Source organism: Leptolyngbya sp. KIOST-1 (assembly GCF_000763385.1).
Classification (GTDB): Bacteria; Cyanobacteriota; Cyanobacteriia; order Phormidesmidales; family Phormidesmidaceae; genus Nodosilinea.
On the sequence record NZ_JQFA01000002.1, the window covers coordinates 406,291 to 431,660 of the forward strand.

Consider the following 25,370-nt stretch of genomic DNA (forward strand, 5'->3'; position numbering starts at 1 on the left):
TAAGTGGTGAATTAGCAGCCTAAACCCGTGCCATTTGCAAGCGAGACCTTCACTGAGTCCACAACCGACGTGGGCTTGGTGGGGTCTTTTTAGGTGTCCATCATGCCCACTCTGATCTTTACCACTGGAGAGGCGCATGCATCCACTTACAGGCTTTACCGCTGGTCTACTGCTGATCACCCTGTCAGAACTTGGCGACAAAACGTTTTTCATTGGCGTCATTTTGGCCACCCGCCACCCGCGTCGCTGGGTGTTCCTTGGGGTAATCGCAGCGCTGTTTGTGATGACAGTGCTATCGGTGGTGATCGGTCAGGTGATGACGATTTTCCCCCAGCAGTTTGTCCAGGCGCTGACGGTGGGGCTCTTTCTGGGCTTTGGTCTCAAGCTGCTGTACGACGCCAGCCGCATGGCCGGACGGGGCAGCCTCGCGGACGAACAGGCCGAGGCCCTGGAGGTCATTGAAGAGAGCGAAGCCGGGGTGGACAAATGGACTGCAAAAACCGTGCTGGTCGAGGCCTTTAGCCTCACGTTTGTGGCGGAGTGGGGCGATCGCACCCAGTTTGCCACCGTCGCCCTGGCGGCGGCCAACCATCCGGTGGGGGTGGTGCTGGGGGCAACCCTGGGTCACGCCATCTGCGCGGCGATCGCGGTTGTCTGCGGCAAACTGATTGCCGGGCGCATTTCAGAACGCTGGCTCACCACCGTTGGCGGGCTCCTTTTCATCACCTTTGGCCTGGTTGCGATCATCGAAATGATTCAGGGCGGATCATCGACCTGAGACCTAACGCCCGTTCCGTAACCCCTCAGCCGCGCACCCCGGTACCGTAAGCTATCACCTCCAGGGCAACCACGCCCTTGCCGCTGTTGCCGCTCAGCTCAGCGGTTTGAATCCGAATGTTGACCACCCGGTCTGCGCCCCAGGCCAGGGCGGCTTCCTCCAGCCGCAGCAGCGCCTCACGACGCCCCCGCTCGAGCAGACTTTCGTACACGGTAATGCGCCCCCCAAACAGGTTCATCAACCCCGCCACCCAGGTCTTGAAAAAGTCAGAGGAGACCACCACACTGCCCACAAACAGATCCGCCTGGGCCGCTGTGGGGATGGCCACCCTGGCCCCAGCCGTGCTCAGCACCAGGCCCTGAATCGCCCGTTCGCGCTGCTGTAGCCGCTGAAAGTGCTGCTGTTCGGCTTGGGTGCCAAAAAAGTAGCCTATCCCCAGCAGCACCGCAAAAATTATCAGCCCCTCCATAGCTACTCCACCCGCACGGCGGTACCGTAGGCAAACAGTTCTGCCGCGCCCTGGGTCAGGGACGAGGTTGCAAAGCGCACGTTGACAATGGCGTTTGCCCCCAGCCGCTGGGCCTCCTGCACCATGCGGTTGGTAGCCTCCTGGCGGGCCTCCTGTAGCAGTTCGGTGTAGCCCTTGAGTTCGCCCCCCACAATATTTTTCAGCCCTGCGGCAATGTCGCGGCCCAGGTGCTTGGCCCGCACCGAGCTCCCCTGCACCAGACCCAGGTGCTGGGTAATGGTTTTGCCAGGGACGGTTTCGATATTGGTGAGAATTATCCTGGATGCAGAAGATCGAGGTTGAACGGTCATTTCACAGCCTGACGCCTAAAAAAACAACCACAACCCTAGCCTCTGGCATCGCGGACGTCGATGGTTTCTAACGGTTTGCCTACCATTGCTTGCAAACCGCTACAGAGGCGGGATTGTGGTGTTTCGATTGTCTGGGCAGACGGCTACATTACTTGCGCCATTACTTGCGCCCGTAGGGAGGAGTGAGCTCGTCGACAATTTCATTCTCTTCGACGATTTCATTCAGGTTGAGGGGATCGCCAGCCGCTTGGTCCGCCGAGTTGGCAGCCTCTTTATCGGTGGTGTCGGCGGCCTCAGAAACCTGGCTTTGCCACTGACGGCGCTGCTCTCGCATTTCGTCAAGCCGAGCCTCCGAGATGGTGGGCTCTTCGCCTTCAAAGGCTGCCTCAGCGGCAAAACGCGACGATGCGGCCAGGGCGATCAACCGGTGAGCATCTAGGTGGCTGTCTGGTTCCGCCGCCAGGACATTTGAACTGGCCAATGCTGCCGTTTGGGAAACGCTAAACAACAGCACCACGCTGGCCAGCAAAACCGCCAGCCGCTTAGCCATGACTTTAAGCGAGGAATAAAGGATACGATATGCCATATTTTCTACGGTTCCAAGAGAGACATATTTTGCAGGAGGCTGGGCTAAATCCCAGAATTTTTCCTCATCAAAGCTGGTCGCCTGAATGTAAAAATTCTGGCAAAAAAACGGCCCGCCGTATTCAGACTGCCGCCTGCGGTTCGACGAACTCAGGGGTAGAGCATCCCTACCTCCGCTCTAGTAGGTTAGGCATAAATAGCGCAAGTATCGTCCCTCCCAGGATAGAAAGAACTGCGGGATAAGGGCTGACCCCAAATTTAGAATTAGAACCCCCGATCGCCGTTATTTCTATCTAAAAAAAGAAATTAAACCATTGCTCCCCGCTTTCCACAAATCTTGCTGCACTATAGAGGTACGGTAGGAGACTAAGTCGATTGAGAGCCCACTCCTTTGAGTTTTACAGCATTGCCCTGTGGGGCATTATCCTGGGTCGCTATTGTTTAGTGGCAGGGATAGTCTATTGGGTGTTCTATTCGCCCCTGAGCCAGGCCCTGAACGCAGATAAAGGGGCTCACCCCCCCAGTTGGCGAACCATTCGTCACGACATCAGACTCTCTGCGATCGCCGCGGTGGTCTTTGCGCTGGCCGCCGCCTTTGTGCTCTCCGCCTACCGTCACGGTGGGACTCGTCTGTACACCCATCCCCAGGCCTACGGGCTGTGGTACCTGGGGGTCAGCTACGGGGCCGTGCTCCTGCTGCAGGACACCTACTTCTATTTCACCCACCGCCTGTTTCATCGCCCCAAACTCTTTAGTTGGCTACACCGGGGGCATCACCGGTCCCGCTATCCCACCCCCTGGACCTCCTTTGCTTTTGACCCGCTGGAGGCTGTCGTTCAGGCCCTCTTTCTGGTCGGGATTGTCTTTGTTTTGCCGCTGCACCTGGTGACGGTGATGGCCGTCATGATCACGATGACCCTGTGGGCCGTGCTCAACCACCTGGGCCCCGATCGCCTGCCAGCGGTCTTTCCGCACCACTGGCTGGGGCAGTGGGTGATTGGCCCCGTCCATCACTCCCTGCACCACCGCAAATACACCGTTCACTACGGGCTGTACTTCACCGTTTGGGACCGCCTGCTGGGTACCCAGGACCCCGGCTACAGCGAAAGTCTGGACTCGGGTGCTGGCGATCGCACCAGTACCGGCTAACCCTGCCGCTCCAAACTTGGAATACCCTTAACGTCAGGCACGTCTAAAGATTTTCTCTGCTTCCTTTAGCCTGGATGCCGAGATAACCTGCAAAGCGTGAGGCTAAAGGAAACTGTTTTTTGGTCCAATGCACCTCGCTCAAATAAAAATGGCGAGAGAGCCGAACAAAATGCTGAAAATTTAGCCTGATTTAATTGTTTCTTAAAATAAAAATTCGCCGTCCAAGGACTCTATCTTTGGATAGGTGACCATCCCTGCCGCGACTTCTAAGATACGGGGGCATAGGGCAGACGCAGCAGCTTTTTTTCAGCTTCACACGCTGCTGCGGAGCTGGTATCACTCGAATTTCGGTCATTTTCAAAGCTTCATAATCTTTAGAGTTTCATTGTTTGCAAACGGCCAAAATCCTGCCGTAACAGCGGCCAGGGAGCTGGAGGTTTGAGCCGCAGCATAAATTCATCAAAGCAAACGTTTAATGCACTTTTATGACCTCAGCGCCTATGAAAGCCCTCCTGCTCTATCCCAAATTTCCCCAGTCCTTCTGGTCCTACGATCGCTTTATGCAGCTGGCCGGGCTCAAGGCCACCATTCCACCCCTGGGAATTATTACCGTGGCGGCCCTGCTGCCCACCGACTGGGAGATCCGCTTTCGCGATCGCAACGTCGCCTGTGAGACCGAGGCCGACTGGGCCTGGTGCGACCTGGTGATCATTTCCGCCATGCTGGTGCAGAAGCCCGACTTTCAGGCCCTGATTCAAAAGGCGGTGCGCCTGGGCAAACGGGTGGCCGTAGGCGGCCCCTACCCCACCTCGGTGCCCCAGGATGCCCTCGATGCAGGCGCGCAGTTCCTGGTTTTAGATGAAGGCGAAATCACCGTGCCCCAGTTTCTAGAAGCCCTGGCGCGGGGCGAAACCACGGGCGTGTTTCGCTCGCTGGAGAAGCCCGACGTCACCCGGAGCCCGGTGCCGCGCTTTGATCTGCTCCAGCGGGATGCCTACCTGATGATGGCGATGCAGTTTTCCCGCGGCTGCCCCTTTAACTGCGAGTTCTGCGACATTATTTCCCTCTATGGTCGCAAGCCCCGCACCAAAGAGCCCGCCCAGGCCCTGACCGAACTGCAGACCCTCTACGACCTGGGCTGGCGCGGTTCGCTCTTCATCGTCGACGACAACTTCATTGGCAACCAGCGCAATGTCAAGCGCTTTTTGCGCGAGCTGATTCCCTGGATGCAGGCGCACCACTATCCGTTCACCTTCATTACCGAGGCCTCGGTCAACCTGGCCGAAGACGACGAACTGCTGCAGCTGATGGGCGAAGCCGGGTTTTACGCCGTCTTCCTCGGCATCGAAACCCCCGATCAGGACAGCCTGCAGGTGACCCGCAAGGTGCAGAACACCCGCAATCCGCTGGTGGACGCCTGCCGCAAAATCAACGAGGCGGGGCTGCTGATCTACGCTGGCTTTATTCTGGGGTTTGACGGGGAGCGGGCCGGCGCGGGCGATCGCATTCAGGCCTTTGTCGAACAAACCGCCATTCCCCAGCCCATGCTGGGGCTGCTGCAGGCCCTGCCCAACACCGCGCTGTGGAACCGGCTCAAGCAGGAGCAACGCCTGCTCGACGGCAGCAGCCACCCCACGGGCGACCAAAATTCCCTGATGAACTTTATTCCCACCCGTCCGGTGGCCGACCTGGCCCAGGACTATGTGGAAGGGTTCTGGCAGCTCTACGAGCCCAGCCGCTACCTGCGGCGCTGCCTGCAGCAGTGTCTCCAGATTCGCGCTCCCCGGCGGCGGCAGACCATGCAGTTTCCCCTCAACAAGGGGCTGCGGCTCCTGGCTCAGATTCTCTGGCACCAGGGCCTGCGCCGGGGCGAAATTCGGGCCCAGTTCTGGCACCAGCTCTGGGTCATTCTGCGCCGCAGGCCGCAGATGCTGAATATGTACCTGGGGCTGTGCGCCGCTGGGGAACACTTTTGGGAATATCGAGTCCTGGCCCGCCAGCGCATCAGCCAGCAGCTGGGCTACGACTCGCTGCAATTGCCCCCGGTGGAGGCCCGATCGCTCTCCCTGGTGGGCAAGTAGCTCGATAGGATCCAGACCTACCCGTCCAGGGTCGGGTCAAACACGGCGTGCTGCGATCGCCCCGCCCCCTTGGCCCGATACATGGCCAGGTCGGCGTGGTGCAGAATGGCCTCCACACTGTCGTAGTCCCCATCGCTCAAGGCGATGCCAATGCTGGCACTGGGAAAAACGGCCTGGTTATCCAGCAGCAGAGGGGTAGACAGACTCTCCTGGATCTGGTCGGCGATCGCGGCGGCGGTCGCCACGGAGGGAATATCGTGCAGCAGAATGGCAAACTCATCGCCCCCCAACCGGGCTACCGTATCGGAGGAGCGCAGCCCCACCTTGAGTCGGAGGGCAATTTCAACCAGCAGCTGGTCGCCCATCCGGTGGCCCAGGCTGTCGTTGACCCGCTTAAAGTTGTCGAGATCGATAAACAGCACCGCAAAATTGTAGTCGCCCCGTTTCTGGTTTCGCTCAAGGGCCTGGGCGGCTTTTTGCATGAACGCGCTGCGGTTGGGCAGGCCGGTGAGACTGTCGTGAATGGCGTCGGCCAGTAGGGCCTGTTCCTGGCGCTTGCGCTCGGTGATATTGCGAATGATGGCAATGTGCTCATGTCGGCCGGCGGGCACCAGTCGCACCTCGCAGAACATCTGCTGCTCGTTGACCAGCACCGCCGCCTCAAAACTCTGGAGCGATCGCGTTTTGGCCGCCCGCTGGCTGTGGCCAAAGAGATTGACCACAAAGCTGACATCAAAGCAATCGGTCACCACCCGACCCACGGCACAGTCAATCAGCCGCAGGGTTGGATCGATGGAAGTCTGCACTTCCAGAATCCGGCCATTGCCGTCAAAGCGCAGAATCAGATCGGGGAAGAACTCGAGCAGACCACAGCGCGAGCGATCCCCCTCGTCGTTAGCGTCGCCAGGAACGGGGGGCATAAACACCATCGGTACCGGGGGGGTTAGGGTCGCTACTGGCTCGGGGCGAATGGCGACCAGCCGGGCGCGTACCCCTTGGCAAAAACTGATCGAGTCTCCGGGGGTTAGGGGACTGGCCATCATCGCTTTGCCATTGATGGCCAGTCCATTGCAGCTGGGACGATCGGAACCCAGACCGTCCTGAATAAAGTAGTGGTCGCCCAGCCACACCAGGCTGGCATGGTGACGGGAAACCCCCCGGGAGGTAAGGCAAATATCGTTGTCGCGATCGCGGCCAATGGAGTAATAGCCCTTGCCCAGCGACACGATATGACGATGCTGGCCGTCCTGAATCAGCAGGGCCAGCGACGGCGGATCGGTTGTGCACTCTTGGCAGGGCGTCTCGCGGGTATTGGTCATCATACGGGTAGAGCACGGGGAAATAGGGAATGCCTGACAAAAAAGAATACGTTCTTGGGAATATGACTCAGGGCCCACCCCACGGGTCCTGAGCCGGCTCTCAGTCTGCCACCGTTAGGATTGAGCCGGGTAAAGCTGGGCGAGGCTCAACGCCGAGCTGTCCTTCAGCGCCTGGCGCAGCAGTAGCCCGGTAATGCTCAAGGTGTCGAGGGGCTGCGAGAAGTAGTAACCCTGCATCTTTTGGTAGCCCAGTTCCCTCAAACAGTTCAGGTCTTCCAGGGTTTCCACCCCCTCGACAATGACATCGAGCTGAAGCCGTTCGGCCAGCATCAAAATGGCCTCACTCATGGCCCAGTTTTTGTTGCGAATAAACGAGCGATCGATCTTGAGCGTGTCGAAGGGCAAGTCCTGCAGCCGCCCCAGGGAGGAATAGCCGGTGCCGAAGTCGTCGATATAGAGCTGAATGCCCAGCTCCTGCAGCTGGACCAGCGCGGCCAGGGCAACGTCTTTATTCTCAATCAGGGCGCTCTCGGTCACCTCAAGTTTGAGGCTGCTGGGAGAGATGTGATGGCGCTCCAAGACATCGCCAATCCGCTCAACCAGCTGCGGTTGAACCAGCTGTAGCGCCGAGAGATTGACGCTGATGCTCAACGGCGACAGGCTGGGAAACTGCGTCTGCCAGTAGTGCAGCTGCTGGCAGGCCTGCTCCAGCAAAAACAGGCCCAGGGTGTCGATCAGCCCCGCCTTTTCGGCCAGGGGAATAAAGACCTCGGGAGAAATGGCCCCGCGATCGCGGTGCTGCCACCGCGCCAGCGCCTCAAAGCCGAGGATGTGACCTCCCTCCTGGTCCCTGTCAACCGCGACAATCGGCTGGTAGGCCAGATAGAGCTGCTGCTCTGCGACGGCCTGATGCAGGTCGTTTTCCAGCTGGAGCAGCTCGACCTCAGCGGTGGAAAGCAGAGTTAGCAGCGGAGCGGGATGGCTTTCCAGGGCATTGGCCAATCGGGTGAGGCGATCGGCGTTGTTGATGGCGATCGCCAGCAGCCTCTGGCCATCGTCTGAGAGCGACCCCGACTGCTGGTACCCCAGGAGCTTCAGCGCCCCCTGAATTGACGCGAGGGGAGTTCGCAGTTCGTGGCAGATCAGCAGCGAAACATCGTCAAAGGGATGAGCTGAATAGTTGGCCAAACCAAGCAAGTCCTGACTGGATTCGGCGGGAAGGGATTGTGCCATGGAAGATGCTTAACACCTTAGAAATTTGGGTTTGGGGTGGGGCAGGGAGCCGGTGACCCTAAACAGGGAACGGTTGGCTCAGGGACCGTTGCCTCAGGTTTCGCCTGGCAGAGCGGGGGACTGGATCAGGTGCGATCGCATTTCCACCCACACCCGATAGTGGGTTTTGGAAACCGTTACGCACACCTTGAACCCCTTGTTGCTCTCCAGGGTGGCGCGGTGGTACGCCTCCGATCGCTCGGCCAGAGGGAACTGGTACTGACTGACATAGAAGTCGTTACGGTAGAACATGCCGTCGTGGATGCCGTCGTTCCAGAACTTAAAAGCCGAGATCAACTCCTCGACCACAATCAGAGGAAGCATGGGGGCACTCAAGCAGACGTCTTTATCACCATAGAGATCGATTGTGACAACACTGTGAACTTTCTTATCCTGCTGCCCCAGCCCTACTGCCAGCCCAGCACAGTCTCAATCTGACCGCCCAAAAGGCCGGGATCAAAGGGTTTGACCAGCACCGCCCGCGCCCCAGCGGCCACAAAAGCTTGCTGAGTAGCCAACCGTAGAGTGGCAGTCAATAAAATTACAGGAATGTGGCTGGTATCCGTATTAGCACTGAGTCGCTGCAGCGTGGTCAGGCCATCTACCTGGGGCATAACCACATCCAGTAAAATGGCGTCCGGGTGACAGGTAGAGGCCAGTTTGATGCCCTCTTCGCCCGAGGCCGCGGTGGTGACCTCCCAGTGCCGGGTAATTTCCAGGCTCACCTTGGCAATTTCACGCACATCGGCTTCGTCGTCGATAATCAAAATGCGTTTGGCGGTCATAGCAGAAATCCTAAAAACTGTGCCAGGGGCAGCGCTGGAATCGGTGGATCTTAAATTGAATTACCTGGATGGCGGTGCTAGGGACAGCCCTGGGGTGGTTTATTCCCCACCGCTGACCCCAGCGAGTAAAAACGCTGGCCCGCCCGCTGGTAAAGGTCGGCGAGACGGCCGCCATCGGTGGGAAAGGTTGCTCCCCCCAGGTGGAGAGCCCGGCTGCGATCGCCCCCGGGGCTGCCGCTGGTTGCCGCCACCGCCAGCCCCGTCTCCAGGGCCGGCTGCAGCTGCGCCTGGGCGCCGGCCCATTCGGTGTCGAGCAGAGCGACGACAATTTCCGCCTCCCCCCAGCGGGCGATCGCGTCGCCGGGGCGCAGTTGGCCCGACAGCGTCTGTCCCAGGGCCACCAGCAGGGCATTGGCCTGGGGTCGGGGAGCGGTGACTTGAACCCGAACCAGGCTGAGGGATTGCCCGTAGCGCTGGGCCAGCTGCAGCAGCAAGCCCAGTTCAATAGTGCCCTTCTGGCGGTTGGCCAGACCAGTGAGCGGGTCGGTACCGGCCAGGGTTTGCCGCAGCCGACTGCACTCTAAGCGTTGCAGCAAGCGGTTGATCAGCTCTGGTGCCAGAATGGGCTTGGGCAGATAGTCAGCGGCACCGGCCTGGTAGATCTGGTAAATGGTGGCAGGCTCCCGACAGGCGGTGAGAAACACTATCGGCAGCGCCTGCCAGCGATCGCTCTGGCGCAGCTGGTGGCACAGGTCCAGCCCACTCAGGTGGGGCATGTCGAGGTCGAGCAGCACCAGGTCGGGGGGGCTCGCGTCCAGATGGGACCAGACTTGACGGGGGTCCTCCAGGGGCACGACCTCCAGGCCCCAGGCCGGCAGCAGGCCCGCTAGCTGGGCCAGGATGGCGGGGTCGTCATCGACGGCCAGCACCTGAGCGATGGCGGGGGCTGGCCCTGACATGCGATCGCCCCCCGTGTCCTGCCGTTCAGCCGATGGAGCTTCCCGCCTCGACGCCCTCGACGCCCTCGACGCATTTATGTCGGGAACCTCCGGTGCAGACTCCCCCCGCAGCTGCTGCCCCAGCTGCTCGACCAGGGCGCAAAAGGTGGCAGCATCAACCCGATCGGGCTGCTCCAGCCAGTCTTCCAGCTGTCGGGCCAGGTGCGAACCGGCCACAAACCCAAACATGCCCAGGGATCCAGCCAGCTTGTGGGCAGCGGTGCGGGCGGCCGTCTGCATCACCTCGGGCAAGTGGTTGGTGGTAAGGGCCGCGGCCGCCTGCTGCAAAACGCCCAACCGCTCCTCAAAGGCAGGGCGAAAGCGGTCTAGAGAGGCGATCGCCGCGGCCCGGGCCGCCTCCGCCCGAGCCGTCTCGCCGAGATCCACCCTTTCAGATCCAGGGCAGAGGGCGGCCGCGGCAGGGAGGTCAGCGCCCCCTTTTCCCTCAGGGGCAGCCCCCCCGGTCTCCCCCGGCGATGGCCGCAGGCGGTAGCCCATGCCGTAGATGTTTTCAATGAAGTCGTCGCCGCCGGCCTGCTTGAGTTTGCGACGCAGTCGCTTAATGTGGGTGCGAATGGTTTCTTCCCCGGGGGACTCGTCAGCATTCCACAGCCGCTCCAGCAGCACCGGATTGCTGAAGATGCGGTCTGGATAGCGCAAAAAGAGCTCCAGCAGGCCGTACTCCTTGGGGGAGAGCACCACCGCTCGCTCAGCCACGGTCACCTGCCCCGCCTGGGGATCGAGCTGGATCTGCCCCCAGCGCAGGCTGCTGCGGCTGACCTCGGGGGGGCGACGCAGCAGGGCCCGGATGCGGGCGGTCAGCTCGGTCAGGGTGTAGGGTTTGACCAGGTAGTCATCGGCCCCGGCGTCGAGGCCCAGCACTTTATCGGTGCTGCTGCTGCGCCCGGTCAGCAGCAAAATTGGGCCGCCGTAGCCCGTCTGGCGCAGCCGCTGACACAGCGAAACCCCATCGAGACCGGGCAGATCGATGTCGAGCACAATCAGGTCGTAGGCGATCGCCCTGGCGTACTCCCAGCCCATCGGGCCGTCGGTCGCCGCATCGACGACGTAATTCTGGCGGGTCAAATCATCGATCAGCCGTCCCAGCAGCAGATCGTCGTCATCAACCAAAAGCAATTTCATGGCGGCATCAATCCAGTGAGGCGGCCATGAAATTCAGCCGCAAATCAGGGGCAATGGCCATTGCCCCTGGCCCCACGGTTTGGCCTGTGACCCTGGTCTTCCGTCCCCATCCTAGCCGTCCTGGTACCAGCGTCCCCGGCTTGGACCTGGACTAGTTTACCCAGGATGGGCCCCAGAATGGGCAAATCTGGGCTGCGGAGGGAATGTTGGCTACATTAGGTATTGATTTACGCCCTTCGCCATGCCGCGCCCCACCCCACCCGATTCCCTCGCCGCTGGCGTCACGCTGCTGGTTGTAGACGACTCCCTCGAAAATCTTCGGTTTCTGGCCCAGACCCTATCTGAGCAGGGCTACGGCGTGCGCTGTGCCCGCAGCGGGGCGATGGCGCTGATGGCGGTCAAAACCACCCATCCCGACCTGATCTTGCTTGACATTCGGATGCCGGAAATGGACGGCTACGCTGTCTGTGAGCAGCTCAAGGCCAACCCCAGCACCGAGGCCATTCCGGTTATCTTTCTCAGCGCCCTCGACGAGGCTCTCGACAAGGTGCGAGCCTTTGCGGTGGGCGGGGCCGACTATATTACCAAGCCCTTTCAGGTGGAAGAGCTGCTGGCCCGGGTGACCAACCAGCTCACCATTCGGCAGCTGCAGCAGCAGATGACGGCCCAAAACCAGCAGCTGCAGCAGGAGATCCGCGATCGCAGCCGGGCCGAGGTCAACCTCAAGCAGGTGACGTCCCGCCTGACCACGCTGATCGAGCACCTGCAGGTGGGAGTCCTGCTGGAAAACCTGGCCGGACAGGTGTTAATGGTCAACCAGCCCTACTGCCACCTGTTTCGCCTCGACCTGACGCCGACGGCCCTGGTGGGTGCCCCAAGTCAACCCTTTGGGCAAAGCCTGGGCCTGGGAAGCGACCCGGTGGCCTTTAACCAGCGGATTGAGGCCCTGCGGGGCGCGCAACAGCCGGTGGTGGCCGAGGAAATTGCCCTCGCCGACGGCCGTACCCTGGAGCGTGACTACGTGCCGCTGATGGGCGATCGCGGCCTGGAGGGCCACCTCTGGCAGTACCGTGACATCACCGCTCGCAAACAGGCCGAGCAGATCTTGCTGAGCAATTCCCAGGCCCTCAACCGCTTCAGCCAGAGTCTGAAGCAGCTGCATCGGCTCAGCCTGACCCAGTTTGACAGCTTCGACGCCCTGCTCCACGACTACCTCGACACCGGTTGCCGGGTGCTGGGGTTTAGCGGCGGCATGGTGGGCAAAGCCGAAGGCACCGACTACGTGGCCCAGGCCACGGTAGCCAGCCTGTCAGGCCTGGACCCAAACCTGCGCTGTTCCCTCAGCGATACATTTTGCGGTATGGCGATTCAGCAGCAGCGGACGGTGACCTTCACCCACATCGGAGCCGACCCCGAGTTGCGCTGCCATCCCCTCTACCGGGCGCTGGGGTTAGAGTCCTACCTGGGTACCCCGATTGTGGTGGAAGGCGAGGTCTATGGCAGCCTGTCTTTTTTCGATCGGGCTCCCCGCCAGCAGGGGTTTAATCAGCACGAAAAAGAGATCATTGAGCTGATGGCCCAGAGCATTGGCAAGGTGATTGGCAGCAACCGCCTGGAGCAGCGGCGGCAGCGGGCTAAGGCCGGTCTTCAGCGCAGTGAGGAGCGCTGGCAGCTGGCGATCCAGAGCAGCAACGCCGGCATCTACGACCTCGACTTTCGCACCCAGGCCGCCTTTTACTCGGAGCGCTACCGGGCGCTGCTGGGCTACAGCGACCCCGCCACTGAGCCCGTGGATGCCCCCGACCTGCGCTGGGAGACGCGCATCCACCCCGACGACCGGGAGCGGGTGATGGCGGTACACCACGCCTACCTGATCCAGCGCACCCTGCCCACCTACGAGGTCGAGTATCGGCTGCGCTGCCGCGACCAGAGCTACAAGTGGGTGGTTTCGCGGGGGCAGGCCCTCTGGAATGGGCAGGGGCAGCCGATTCGCCTGGTGGAGTCCACCGCCGACATCAGCGAACGGAAGCAGCTCGAAGCCGAACGCAGACAGGCGGAGGTGGCCCTGCGCCAGAGCGAGGAAAAATTTCGCCAGCTGGCCGAATACATCGACAGCGTCTTCTGGATCTACGACCTCCAGCCCCAGGGGTTTAGCTACGTGTCGCCCGCCTACGAAAGCATTTGGGGGCAGGGGCGCGATCGCCTCTACGCCCATCCAGTGGCCTGGCTGACGGCGGTGCATCCTGACGATCGCGATCGGGTCACCCGTCGCCTGCCCCGCCGCCAGACCCCCGCCGCCCTGGCCTACTTCAGCTACGACGAGGAGTTTCGGCTGGTGCGGCCCCATCGTCCGTCGGCCTGGGTGCGGGTGCGGGCCTTTCCGATTCGCAACGACCAGGGCGAGGTTTACCGGATTGTGGGGGTGGCCGAAGACCTTACCCAGGTTAAGCGCCAGGAGGAATCGCTGCGGCTGATTGTCGAGGGCACCGCCGCCAAAACGGGTCGCGAGTTCTTTGAGTCGCTGGTGCGCTACCTGGCCGATATTTTGCAGGTGCGCAACGCCATCGTCACCCAGCGCCTCCAGGAAAACCCTGGGCGGGTCAGCGCCCTGGCCTTCTGGCAGAACGGCCGCCTGGGCGATCGCGTCGAATACGATTTGGCGGGCACCCCCTGCGAGCGCGTGGTGGCCGGCGAGGTGGTCTACATCCCCCAGCGCGTCCAGGCCCTATTCCCCGACGACCGAGAGCTAGAGGCCATTCAGGCCACCAGCTTTCTGGGCATTCCCCTGGTGGATGCGGCCGGTCAGGTGATCGGCCACCTGGCGGTGATCGACGACAAACCCATGGTCGAAGACCACACTCGGGAGCTGATTTTGCGCATTTTTGCGGCCCGAGCCGCCGCCGAACTGGAGCGCCAGCAAACCGAAGACGCCCTCCGCCTGGCGCGGGAGAACGCCGACGCCGCCAACCAGGCCAAGAGCAACTTTCTGGCCAACATGAGCCATGAGCTGCGCACCCCCCTCAACACGATCATCGGCTTTGCCCAGCTAATTGCCCGCGACTGCCAGCTGGATCCCCAGGCCCAGGACTACCTGGCCATCATCAGCCGCAGCGGCGAGCATCTGCTGGCCCTGATCAACGACGTGCTGGAGATGTCGAAAATTGAGGCGGGGCAACTCTCGCTGCACGTCACCACCTTTGACCTGTCGTACCTGTTGTCCAGCCTGGAGGCGATGCTGACCCTCCAGGCCGAGGCCAAGGGTCTGCGCCTGCGCTTTGACTGCGACCCGGCGATGCCCACCTACATCGCCACCGACGAAGGCAAACTGCGGCAGGTGCTGATCAACCTGCTGGGCAATGCGATCAAGTTCACCCAGGTGGGGCAGGTGAAGCTGCGGGTGAGTGCCCTGCAGCCGTTGCCCGTTGCCCTGGCCCCGGCCCACCCCGAGGCCCACGGCGTATTGTCCTTTGTGGTGGCCGACACCGGCCCCGGCATTCCGGCCGAGGACATCCACCGTCTGTACGAGCCGTTTACCCAGAGCACCGCCGGATTGCAGTGCTCCACCTCAGGTCACGACCCTTCCCACCAGGGCAGCGGCCTGGGGCTGCCCATCAGCCAGCAGTTTGTGCAGCTGATGGGGGGCGAACTCAGCCTCGAAACCAAACTCAACCACGGCTCGACCTTCACGTTTGTGCTGCCCGTGCAGCAGTTTGAGCGCTCCCCCGTGTTTTCTGCCCCCAGTGCGGCCCCGATCGCGGGACTGGCCGACGATCAGCCTCCCTGGCGACTGCTGGTGGTCGAAGATCACCCCGCCAACCGCTACCTGCTGGTGCGGCTGCTGGCCTCGGCCGGGTTTGACGTCCAGACGGCCCCCGATGGCCACGCCGCGGTTCGCCAGGCCCAGGCCTGGCGGCCGCACCTGATCTGGATGGATATTCGCATGCCCGGCCTCGACGGCTATGCGGCCACCGATCAAATTCGAGCCCTGCACCTGGACCCGGAACCGGTGATCATTGCCCTTACCGCCAGTCCCTTTGAGGAGGAGCGCGCTAAAATCTTGGCGGCCGGCTGCGACGACTTTGTGCGCAAGCCCTTTCAAATGCAGGGGCTGCTGCACAAAATTGCGGCCTACCTGCCGGTCCGCTACCGCTACGGCGATAGCGCTGCCCCTGGGATAGACTCCCCCGATGCCCCAGAGCCCGCCCAGCCCGAACTGCGGCGGTGGCTGCAAACCATGCCTGCCGACTGGCAGCAGGCCCTGGCCCAGGCCGCGATCGCCGGTTCCGACGATCGCCTGCTGGAGCTGCTGGGCCAGCTGCACCACGCCCCAGGGGGCATATTGCAAACTCTGCGGGGCTGGGCCAAAAACTTTGAATTCGATCGGATCCTTGCCTGCCTACAATCACCGGCCGACGGTCCGTCGCTCCGGACCCCAGGCAATCCATAGACTGTTAAGCACGGCTGGCGGCCAGGCAGCGACCCAAAATCGGGAGACAATCATGTTAGGCAGAGACAGGAGACAACCATGAAATCTCCCCACGACAGGCCCCAAGACGGGCCCCAGGACGGAATTGTCAAGGGCGACATTCTGATCGTGGACGATACCCCCGACAACCTGCGGCTGCTGTCGGCGATGCTGGGCCGGCACCAGCTGGGGGTGCGCAAGGCCCTGACCGGCCAGTGGGCGATCGCAGCGGCCCAGATCGCCCCCCCGGACCTGATCCTGCTCGACATCAAAATGCCTGAGATGAGCGGTTATGAGGTGTGCGAGCGGCTCAAGGCCGACCCCACTACCCGGGCCATTCCGATTATCTTTATCAGCGCCCTCGACGACGCCATCGACAAGGTCAAGGCCTTTGCCGCGGGCGGGGCCGACTACATCACCAAGCCCTTTCAGGAGGCCGAAGTGCTGGCCCGCATTGCCCACCAGCTGGAGCTGCGGCGGCTCCAGGGGCAGCTGGTGGCCCAAAACGAAGAGCTGGTGCGCTCTAACCGTGAGCTGGAGCAGTTTGCCTCGGTGGTTTCCCACGATCTGCAGCAGCCCCTGCAGAGTATTTTGGGCTACACCAAGCTGATTGGCCTGGTCTGTCCGGAGGTGCGGCAGTCGGCGGCCCAGCCCTACCTGGAAAATATCGTAGAGGCCAGCGATCGGATGCAGCAGATGATCCAGGACTGGCTGGCCTACGCCCAGGCGGGGCAGGTCCAGCCCCTGCTGACCCCCATCGACAGCAACGCCCTGCTCGATCAGGTGGTGCTCAACCTCAAGGCCGCCCTCACCGACACCGGGGCCACGCTGACCTACGGCGACCTGCCCAGGGTAATGGGTAACGAGGTCCAGCTGATGCAGCTGTTTCAAAACCTGATCAGCAACGCCCTCAAATTTGCTAGGCCCGACACCCAACCAGAAGTCTCTGTTTCGGTCGTGCCCCAGCCCCAGGGCTGGCGGTTTGGCATTCACGACAACGGCATCGGCATTTCGGCCGAGCACCGGGGGCAGATTTTTGAGGCCTTCCACCGCCTCCACGACGCCCAGTCCTACCCCGGCAGCGGCATTGGCCTGGCCACCTGCCAAAAAATTGTCGAGCACCACGGGGGGCGAATTTGGGTCGAGTCGGAGCTGGGCCAGGGCAGCACCTTCTACGTTACGCTGCCCGCCGCCCTGGAGGAAGCCGAGGACGGTGAGGCCATGCCCCCGGGTTCCCCTGACCCAAGTTCCGCTAGCTCAGTTCCCCCCGCCCACTGACAGCTGCCCCAGCCCCCACGCCCAGGTTTGCCATGCGACCGCTCACTATTCTCTGCTTTGTGGAGCCTTCGGATTCGATCTGCGATCGCCTCAGCGCAGATTTTCCAGACTGCAGCGTGGTGCTGGCCCCAGCCGCCGAGACCGCCTGGCTGGAGCCGGTGATGGCCAAGGGCGGGGAGGTCGCCCTGGCGATCGCCACCGCCGCCCGGCTGCACAGGGGCGACCTGGAGGCCGTTTACGACCGGTTTCCCCAGGCGCTGACGGTGGTGCTGGACGACTCGACCAGTGCTGCCCGGGAGGCCGTTTCCCGTCCCGTCTATCGCCGCCTGGCCTACCCTGCCCCAGCGGCCGAGCTGGGGTTTACGGTCAGCGCGGCCCTGGGGTACTACCGCCAGGGGCAGGAGCTGGCCCGGAGCCATGCGGCCCTGGGGGAGGCCCATCGCCAGATCGACGTTCTCCAGCAGCGGCTTTCGGCGCTGGCGGTGCAGCTCGACTGGGGCCTGGCCACCGTCAGCGATCGGGCCCAGGCGGACCAGGCGCTGCGACAGAGCGAGGCCCACAACCGGGCCGTTCTCTCGGCCTTGCCCGATCTGGCGATCGTAATGAGTGCCCAGGGGCAGTACCTGGAGGTGCTGGCGAATGGCTTTACCGGCGAGTTGGTGCCGCTGGTGGCCCAGGATCCCCGGGGCGCTACCGTCACCGATGTGTTCCCCGCTGAGGTGGCCCAGCGGTGGCTGGAGACGATCGCCCAAACCCTGGCCACCCGGACCACGCAGTTTTTTGAGCAGCAGCTCAGCTTTGGCGATCGCATTCAGTACGAGGTGGTGCGTATGGTGCCCTACCAGGCCGACCAGGTGCTGGCTCTGGTGCGCGACATCAGCGATCGCAGGCAGCTCGAACAGGCGCAGCACCGGGCCAAAACCGCGCTCCAGGCCAGCGAAGCCCGCTTTCGGGAGCTGGCCGAAACGGTGCAGCAGGGGTTTTATGTCTTCGACGTGCTGACCCAGCGCTACGAGTACGTCAACTCAGCCTACACAGCCATTACTGGCGCTGGGCTGGACACCGTGGACGAGCAGCAGCACTGGCTGGCGCGAGTGCACCCCGACGATCGCGATCGCATCGCCGCCCTGGCCGCCCGCGAGCTGGAGGGCGAGACCCTCGACTGTGAGTACCGCTTTCTGCACCCCGACGGCGGGCTGCGCTGGCTGCGCTGTCGGGGCTTTCCCATTGCCGACGAGGCTGGGGTTGTGGTGCGCATCGTCGGCACCGTGGACGATGTCACCGGCCTGAAGCAGGCCGAGCTGGCCCTGAAGCGGCTAAACGAGGAGCTGGAGCAGCGGGTGAGGCAGCGGACCCAGGAGGTGCAGACCCTGGCGGCGGTGGTGGAAAACAGCACCGACCTGATCGGCACCGCCAGCCTGGAGGGCGTCTCGATCTATCTCAATCCGGCGGGCCGCGCCCTGCTGGGGCTGGGCGATGCTGCTCTGGATGGTCGATCGATCAACTCGCTTCACACCGCTGAGACAGTGGCGCAGCTTGAGCAGCAGGTGCTGCCCACGGTGATGGCCCATGGCGTGTGGCGCGGGGAATCGGCGTTTCGCCATGACCGGACCGGCGAGGCGATCGCGGTAGAGCAGGTGGTGTTTTTGGTCCAGGATCCTGAAACCCAGACGCCGCTGTGCATGGCCACCATCTGTCGCGATATCCGCGATCGCAAACGCAGCGAAGCCGAACGCCAGCGAGCAGAACTCGCCCTCAGGGCCAGCGAGGAGCGATTCAGGGGCACGTTTGAGCAGGCGGCTTTGGGGATTGTGGAAGCCGAACTCGACGGACGGATTGTACGGGTCAACCAGGTTGTCTGCGAACTGCTGGGCTATTCCGCCGCCGAGCTGCTGGAGAAGACCTACATCGAGCTGACCCACCCCGACGACCTGGCCCTCGATCGGGCTGAGGTGGATCGGTTACTCAGCGGCCACACCAGCCGCTTTACCCTTGAGAAGCGCTACCTGCGCTCTGACGGCGAGCCCGTTTGGATTTCGCTGGGGGTGTCGCTGGTGCGCGATGGCCTGGGCCGTCCCCGGTACATGCTGGGGGTCGTGAACGACATCAGCGAGCAGCGGGCGGCCCAACAGGAACGCCAGCGGGCCGAACATCAGCTCCAGGAACAGGAGCAGTTTCTGCGCAGCATCTACGAAGGGGTCAACCAGCCCATCTACGTATCCGAAATTGCCCTCGACGGCACGGTAACGGTGCTGGGCCTCAACCCAGCCGCCGCCCGCCTGTTGGGTAAAACCAGTGCCGAGGTGGCCGGGAAATCGCTTCAGGAGGTTTTGGGTGAGACTGAAGCCGCCGCCATTCTGGAACGGTATCGCTACTGCATCGAGACCAACCAGCCCCTGACCTTTGAGCGCACGGTAACCGTCGAGGGCCAGGTGCAGTGGCTGCTGGGCACCTACAATCCAATTTCCGATCCGACGGGTCGGGTCTATCGCATTGTCGGCAGCCTGTACGACATCACCAACCGTAAACAGACCGAGGAAGCCCTGAAAACCCTCAACCAGGACCTGGAGCAGCGGGTGCAGAAGCGTACCTGGGAGCTGGAGCAGGCGGTTGCCGTGGCCGAAGCGGCCAGCCAGGCCAAGAGCACGTTTCTGGCCAACATGAGCCACGAGCTGCGCACGCCCCTCAACGCCATTTTGGGCTTTGCCCAGCTGCTGGCCCGCGATCCGACCCTCAGCGATAGCCACCACCAGGCCCTGGGGATTGTCAACCGCAGCGGCGAACACCTGCTGATGCTGATCAACGACATCTTGGAGATGGCCAAAATTGAAGCCGGACAGGTCAACCTCAACGCGGCTGTCTTCGACTTGGATGCGCTGCTGAGCAGCCTAAACGACATGTTTCACCTGCGGGCCCAGGACAAATGGCTGAGCCTGAGCATCGATCGCGACCCGGCCCTGCCCAGATATTTCAAACTCGATGTGGCCAAGCTGCGCCAGGTGCTAATCAACCTGCTGGGCAACGCGATCAAATTTACGGATCGCGGGGCGGTAACGCTGACGGTGACCCCAGCCTATGCCATCGCCGCCAACCCGCCGGTCGATACCCCGCTGAAGGTGACCTTTAGCGTCAGCGATACGGGGGTGGGGCTGGCGGCGGCCGATCGCGATCGCCTGTTTGAGCCCTTTGTGCAGGCCTGCTCGGGCCGGGGCGGGGGCACCGGACTGGGGCTTTCCATCAGTCGGCAGTTTGTGCGCCTGCTGGGGGGCAATCTCACGGTGGACAGCCAGATTGGCCAGGGGGCGACCTTCGCCTTTACCCTGCCCATGCCAGTGGCCGGGATGCAGGCCGCGGCTCCCCTGCCAACGGTGGAGTCGGTAGTGGGGCTGGCGGCGGGGCAGCCCCACTACCGACTGCTGGTGGTTGATGACAACGAGGACCACCGCTGCCTGCTCAGCCAGCTACTGCTGTCGGTGGGCTTTGAGGTGCGCGAAGCCACCAACGGCGAAGAGGCGATCGCCCGGTGGCAGAGCTGGCAACCCCACCTGATCTGGCTGGACATGCAGATGCCCGTGCTCAGCGGCTACGACACCGCCCTGGCCATTCGCGCCCAGGAGCAGACCCTGGCGCTGCCGCCGACCACCATCATTGCCCTCACCGCCAACGCCTTTGAGGACGACCGCGTCCGCGCCCTCGACCATGGCTGCGACGACTTTGTCCGCAAGCCCTTCCAGATGGAGTTGCTGCTGGCCAAGCTGAGCGAGCACCTGGGGGTGCAGTACACCTACGCCGCCCCTGCTGAGGAAGCTGGCAGGCCCCAGGCCCTGGACAGCAGCGAGGCGATCGCGCTGTTGCGTACCCTGCCCGACCTGCTGCTCAAGCAGATGCAGCTGGCCAGCCTCCAGCTCGACAGCCACCAGCTCAGCTGCTTCGCCGCCCAGCTACCCCCGGACCTGGCTCCCCTGAGCACCTGGCTGACCCAGCAGATCGACGACTTTGCCTTTGACACCGTCTACGACCTGATCCAGGCCGCCAGGGACCATGCCTAGTACTGGCTAGTACTTGACCAACCTGATTGTGACAGGCTCCAACCGTCTAACGGTGCAGGGTACACGGTGTACGGTTTAAGGGCTAAGGTATACGGTTCCAGGCCAGCCGTGTACCGCATACCGTGATCCGTAAACCCCACTGCCCCGCCACCTTTAGCTTGATTTACTGCGGTTGGTCAGCACCACCCCCGCAATCACCAGACTGCCCCCCAGCAGCAGGGACGAGGTGGGTATTTCCTGCAAAACCACCGCCGCCAGAACAATTGCGAACACCGGCACCAGGTTAATAAACACCCCGGCCCGGGCTGGCCCCAGCTGTTTGAGACCGTCGTAGTACCAGCTGAACCCCACCGCCGAGCCCAAAATACCCAGGTAGAGCAGCCCCGCCCAGGTGGTCACAGAAGCGGTGGCGATCGCCCCCAGCAGGTCATCCCCTAGGGCCGGTCCCAGCAGCAGCAGCGCCCCGGTGCCGCAGGCGTAGGTGGTGGCGGCGAAGGGAGGCAGTTCGGCCATCACCGCCTTGCCCAGCAGGGTATAGCTCATCCAGCTGACCACGCAACCCAGCATGAACACCTCTCCCAGGCCCCCATCGCCGCGCAGCAGCCTGAGCGGATCGCCGTCGCTGATCACGACCCCGGCGCCGACCAGCGACAGGGCAATGCCGATGAGCTGGAGGCGGCGGAGGCGATCTTTAAACACCACTGCGGCCCCCAGGGCGATCGCCACCGGGTTGAGGGCAATGATCAGCGCCGCCCGGCCCGCCTCCACGGTCCTCAAGCCGGAGAAGAAAAACACGTTGTAGGCAAAAATACCCGTCAGCCCCAGCAGCGCGATCGGCAGCCACAGGCGCCGGGGCGGCCAGGGCAGCGCCCCCTCCACGGCATGGGTCAACAGTAACAGGGCCACAGATGCGATCGCAAAGCGGCAGAACGCCGCCGCAAAGGGCCCCATCTCCTGCACCACCAGCCGCCCGGCAATGAAGGTACCGCCCCAGAACAGCATGGTGGCGAGGAGTTTGAGGTAGGTCATCCTAGAGGAAGATCCCAGCGGAGGTACAGTGACGCCAGGCGATCGCCCCGACCTGCCGATCGCCCGCTCAGTCCGTGAACTTGAGCCGATGGCGGAAGTTGGCCACCGACTCGACGATGCCCAGGGCGATGAAGTTGGTCAGCAGCGCCGATCGCCCGTAGCTTAGCCAGGGCAGCGGAATGCCCGTGATTGGGGCCAGGCCGATGGTCATACCAATATTGACCACCACTTGAAACGTAATCATCGCCAGCACGCCAATCACCAGCAGCGAGCCAAAATCATCCTTGGCGTTTTGGGCAATGATCACCAGGCGGAAGCAGATCAGCCAGTAGACGGCAATCAGCACCATCGACCCCACAAAACCCCACTCCTCGCCCACCGCCGAAAAGATAAAGTCGGTGTGCTGCTCAGGAATAAAGTTGAGCTGGGTTTGGGTCCCCTGTCCCCAGCCCTGGCCAAACAGCTTGCCAGCCCCGATCGCAATCCGCGATTGAATCAGGTGGTAGCCGCCCCCCAGGGGATCCTTGTGCGGGTCGAGAAACAGCACCAGGCGGTCTTTCTGGTAGTCCTGCAGCAAATTCCAGAAGATGTCCCCCAGCTTGCCCGCCACCAGATTGACCGCCGTCGCCATCACGGTGCTAAACCAGCGCCAGGGCAGCGTAAACCAGGCAATCAGGCCCATGGTCAAACTCCAGACCAGCCAACCGGGCAGCAGCAGGTGAAACAAAATCGCCGCCACCAGCGGCGACACAAACAGCACCAGCCAGCCGGGGTTGCAGTTGGCCCAGTAGAGCATAGCCAGGGTAATCACGCCGAATACCAGCGACGTCCCCAGGTCGGGCTGAATAAACACCAGCAGCCAGGGCAGCGCGGTCACCCCCACCGCCGTCACAACCCCCCACAGGGTCGAGGCATCGCGGCGGCTGAGCATGGCCGCCAGGGTGATGATCATGCCCAGCTTGGCAAACTCCGACGGCTGCACGTGAAAGCCGCCGATGCTGATCCACCGCTGCGCCCCCAACCCGACGGTGCCAATAAAAATTACCGCCAGCAACAGCAGGTTGATCACCGCGTAGATAATCCACTGCCAGTTGAGCAAGTTTTCGTAGCGCACCCGAGCAATCCACAGGGCCAAACCCAGGCCAATCAGCCCCAGCACCCCATGGTTGAGGCCGTAGGCGACGGTTTCGGTATTGCGCTGAGTGCTGTGAATCACGATCGCCCCAAAGGCGGTCAGCACCACCGGCAGCGCCAGCAGCACCCAGTCCACCCCCTGCCAGCTCGCCAGCAGCGATCGCCATTGCCTCTGCACGTTAGTCACAAACATAGCGCTGCCTACGAGTTCATCCAAACAATTATGACAAGGAGGAGGGGTTTTGGGGGTTGGGTATCGGGTTTCGGGGTCCTAAGACGCCAGCGCCGCCACAGACACCTTAGCCGCCACCTGCTCGGCCATTGCCCGCAGCGCCCTGGCGCTCTCGGAGTCGGGGTGCTGCACCACAATGGGAATGCCCACATCGCCGCCCTGGCGCACGGCCATCTCCAGGGGAATGCAGCCCAGCACCGGCAGCCCCAGCTCCGTGGCCAGGGTTTCGCCGCCGCCGGAGCCAAAAATGTCGTAGCGCTTCTCCGGCGCATCGGGGGGAATAAATACGCTCATGTTTTCGACAATGCCCAGCACCGGCACCTGGAGCTGCTGAAACATCTTCAGCCCCCGTCGCGCGTCTGAAATGGCCACCGACTGCGGGGTAGAGACAATCACCGCCCCCGCCATTGGCACCGCCTGGGCCAGGGTGAGCTGGGCGTCGCCGGTACCGGGGGGCAGATCGACAATCAGATAGTCGAGCGGGCCCCACTCCACCTGGTACAGAAACTGGCGAATGATGCCGTTGAGCATGGGGCCGCGCCAGATCACCGGCTGGTCGCGATCGATCAAAAAGCCCATCGACACCATTTTGACCCCGTGGTTAAAGGCGGGTTCCAACACCTCGCCCTGCTTTACCACCACCTGGGCCTCGGTCAGCCCCATCATGATCGGCGCGTTGGGGCCATAGATGTCGGCGTCGATCAGGCCCACGGCGGCTCCGGCCTGGGCCAGGGCCACAGCCAGGTTCACCGCCACGGTGCTCTTGCCCACGCCGCCTTTGCCGCTGGACACCGCAATGATATTTTTGACCCCACTAATGCCGGTGCGATCGGGCAGCGCCTTTTGCTGCGGGGTCTCAGCGGTGACATCGACCTTCACAGTCTCAACCCCCGGCAGCGTGCGCACCGCTTTTTCGCAGTCTTCGACGATAAACTCCCGCAGGGGACAAGCTGGGGTCGTCAGCACCAGGGTGAAGCTCACGGTGCCGTTATCGATCGCCACGTTGCGGATCATATTGAGATCCACCAGGCTCTTTTGCAGCTCCGGGTCTTGCACGGGGCGCAGCACGTCTAGAACAGAAACTTCGGAGAGGGTTAGGCTCATGGAGTTGGGGGAGTTGGGCCAGGTACAGGGCAATGTTCAGCGGGAAAGGCGAACAGCATGAGCAACCCTCTGGGATATCGCCGCCCAGGGATGCCGTAGGGTGGGCACTGCCCACCACCCCGCCCCAGGCGAGGTAACTGTAGGCCATTCATTATCTTAAGCCGCTCTGTCCCCCTTTGAGCACAAGTGCTTAAGGGGTGGGACTACCAGGCCTGGGAACGGGAGTTGCGACTATCCAAAAGATCCGGGTGTTCGGCGGCCTCGGCCAGGGCTGAGGCCACCCGGGCGGCGTAGGGGCGCAGCAGCGACCAGGCCAGGGGTGAGAGCCACCCGCGCAGCGTCACAGAGTAGGAAATTTGGGTGCCGCGAACGGTCGATTTGAGGTGATAGGTGACCCGCTCCTCCAGGCCGGGGATGGGCAGCACCCGCACGCTGATCAGTTCGTGGGGCTGTACCCGCTCCACAAAAATATTCACCGGCACCGGGCAGAGGCGAGTAAAAGCCCGATAGATCAGCCCCGGCTTGGGCTTGAGCCCCTGGGGAGCGTTGGTGCTGGTCAGTAGGGGGTGCCAGGAGACATCGGCCAGGTTCATGATCGTCTGCCAGAGCACATCTACAGAGGCGGTGCTGACCGCCAGGTAGGACTTCTCCAGCTGCTGCTGGACCTGCACCCAGTGCTGGATCAGCTGCATCAGCGTGAGGAACGGACGGGGAAAAGACAGGGCTCTAAACACAGCCGCACCCCCCACAGCTAAAGTCCCAGGTCAATACCCAAGTCATTGACTGACAGCTGGGGCGAATTGGAGGCGGAGGCAGAGAAATCATAGCAATCAAAGCATGGCCGTCTGGAAGCAAAATGGAAAAAAATGACCGACCGGGGAAAGACTAGCCGGGGAGTTCGTTACAGGGCGTTGCGTTTCTAAACATTTTTCTCAACCTGGCGGATGAGGTGGGTAATGGGTCTGGTTTCACGGTAGCGTGGGAAAACTGGTTCCCGTTGAGGGGGTCACCTGTGGCCTGGAGCAGTTTGCTCTGGGGCTCCGCCAGAGCAGAAAATATCTCTGCTGGCGGCAAAAATGAATACTGAGGTTCCGAATTCAGGCCATTCCCCAGTGTGACATATCCGACCCGATGCCGACATAACGTATTG

General features: G+C 62.4%; 18 protein-coding genes. 6 read left to right on the plus strand and 12 right to left on the minus strand.

Annotated features, from left to right (window positions below; all coding sequences use genetic code 11):
• Positions 1–136 precede the first annotated feature (136 nt).
• Positions 137–778: a TMEM165/GDT1 family protein gene (locus NF78_RS01980; protein WP_035984579.1), complete on the plus strand. Its 642-nt coding sequence runs from the start codon at positions 137–139 to the stop codon at positions 776–778.
• Positions 779–803: 25 nt separating this feature from the next.
• Here the strand turns inward: NF78_RS01980 and NF78_RS01985 are convergent, their stop codons facing one another.
• From NF78_RS01985 to NF78_RS01995, 3 genes are all read right to left on the minus strand, one after another.
• The gene (locus NF78_RS01985) at positions 804–1,247 is read right to left on the minus strand and encodes a YbjQ family protein (RefSeq protein WP_035984581.1); all 444 of its coding nucleotides are present in this window, start codon (positions 1,245–1,247) and stop codon (positions 804–806) included.
• 2 nt (positions 1,248–1,249) lie between these two features.
• On the minus strand, positions 1,250–1,597 hold the full coding sequence (locus tag NF78_RS01990; RefSeq protein WP_035984582.1) for a YbjQ family protein: 348 nt from the start codon (positions 1,595–1,597) through the stop codon (positions 1,250–1,252).
• Between the two features lie 160 nt (positions 1,598–1,757).
• A complete protein-coding gene (locus NF78_RS01995) occupies positions 1,758–2,147 on the minus strand; it encodes a hypothetical protein (RefSeq protein ID WP_035984583.1) in 390 nt (129 codons plus the stop codon).
• Positions 2,148–2,557: 410 nt separating this feature from the next.
• Between NF78_RS01995 and NF78_RS02000 the strand changes: the two genes are divergently transcribed.
• Together NF78_RS02000 and NF78_RS02005 are read left to right on the plus strand one after the other, a co-directional pair.
• Positions 2,558–3,331, plus strand: coding sequence for a sterol desaturase family protein (locus NF78_RS02000; protein ID WP_035984586.1), 774 nt, complete (start codon positions 2,558–2,560; stop codon positions 3,329–3,331).
• Positions 3,332–3,816: 485 nt separating this feature from the next.
• Positions 3,817–5,412 (plus strand): B12-binding domain-containing radical SAM protein, encoded by a 1,596-nt coding sequence (locus tag NF78_RS02005; RefSeq protein ID WP_263970528.1) that lies wholly within the window; start codon positions 3,817–3,819, stop codon positions 5,410–5,412.
• Positions 5,413–5,429: 17 nt separating this feature from the next.
• On the opposite strand, the gene NF78_RS27910 is transcribed toward NF78_RS02005, so the two are convergent.
• From NF78_RS27910 to NF78_RS02030, 5 genes are all read right to left on the minus strand, one after another.
• Positions 5,430–6,734: a GGDEF domain-containing protein gene (locus NF78_RS27910; protein ID WP_052049614.1), complete on the minus strand. Its 1,305-nt coding sequence runs from the start codon at positions 6,732–6,734 to the stop codon at positions 5,430–5,432.
• Between the two features lie 111 nt (positions 6,735–6,845).
• Entirely contained in the window at positions 6,846–7,964 is a 1,119-nt protein-coding gene (locus NF78_RS02015; protein WP_052049615.1) for an EAL domain-containing protein, read from the minus strand.
• Between the two features lie 93 nt (positions 7,965–8,057).
• Positions 8,058–8,327 (minus strand): hypothetical protein, encoded by a 270-nt coding sequence (locus NF78_RS02020; RefSeq protein WP_035984588.1) that lies wholly within the window; start codon positions 8,325–8,327, stop codon positions 8,058–8,060.
• An 83-nt stretch (positions 8,328–8,410) separates the two neighbouring features.
• Positions 8,411–8,788: a response regulator gene (locus NF78_RS02025; RefSeq protein WP_035984589.1), complete on the minus strand. Its 378-nt coding sequence runs from the start codon at positions 8,786–8,788 to the stop codon at positions 8,411–8,413.
• Positions 8,789–8,865: 77 nt separating this feature from the next.
• Positions 8,866–10,929, minus strand: a complete 2,064-nt coding sequence (locus tag NF78_RS02030) for a response regulator (protein ID WP_072015944.1) — start codon at positions 10,927–10,929, stop codon at positions 8,866–8,868.
• A gap of 241 nt (positions 10,930–11,170) precedes the next feature.
• Here NF78_RS02030 and NF78_RS27915 point away from each other — a divergent pair, with 241 nt between their 5' ends.
• From NF78_RS27915 to NF78_RS27920, 3 genes are all read left to right on the plus strand, one after another.
• Positions 11,171–15,376, plus strand: a complete 4,206-nt coding sequence (locus NF78_RS27915; protein WP_052049617.1) for a response regulator — start codon at positions 11,171–11,173, stop codon at positions 15,374–15,376.
• 78 nt (positions 15,377–15,454) lie between these two features.
• On the plus strand, positions 15,455–16,672 hold the full coding sequence (locus tag NF78_RS02040; RefSeq protein WP_052049619.1) for a sensor histidine kinase: 1,218 nt from the start codon (positions 15,455–15,457) through the stop codon (positions 16,670–16,672).
• Positions 16,673–16,704: 32 nt separating this feature from the next.
• A complete protein-coding gene (locus tag NF78_RS27920; protein ID WP_052049621.1) occupies positions 16,705–20,721 on the plus strand; it encodes a hybrid sensor histidine kinase/response regulator in 4,017 nt (1,338 codons plus the stop codon).
• A 153-nt stretch (positions 20,722–20,874) separates the two neighbouring features.
• Here the strand turns inward: NF78_RS27920 and NF78_RS02050 are convergent, their stop codons facing one another.
• The 4 genes from NF78_RS02050 to NF78_RS02065 form a co-directional block, all read right to left on the minus strand.
• A complete protein-coding gene (locus NF78_RS02050) occupies positions 20,875–21,750 on the minus strand; it encodes a DMT family transporter (protein WP_035984591.1) in 876 nt (291 codons plus the stop codon).
• A gap of 67 nt (positions 21,751–21,817) precedes the next feature.
• Positions 21,818–23,077, minus strand: a complete 1,260-nt coding sequence (gene rodA / locus NF78_RS02055) for a rod shape-determining protein RodA (RefSeq protein ID WP_035984594.1) — start codon at positions 23,075–23,077, stop codon at positions 21,818–21,820.
• A gap of 78 nt (positions 23,078–23,155) precedes the next feature.
• Positions 23,156–24,220, minus strand: a complete 1,065-nt coding sequence (locus NF78_RS02060; RefSeq protein WP_035984596.1) for an Mrp/NBP35 family ATP-binding protein — start codon at positions 24,218–24,220, stop codon at positions 23,156–23,158.
• Positions 24,221–24,423: 203 nt separating this feature from the next.
• Positions 24,424–24,969 carry an SRPBCC family protein gene (locus NF78_RS02065; protein WP_263970529.1) on the minus strand — a complete coding sequence of 182 codons (546 nt, stop codon included), beginning with the start codon at positions 24,967–24,969 and terminating at the stop codon, positions 24,424–24,426.
• Between the last annotated feature and the right edge of the window lie 401 nt (positions 24,970–25,370).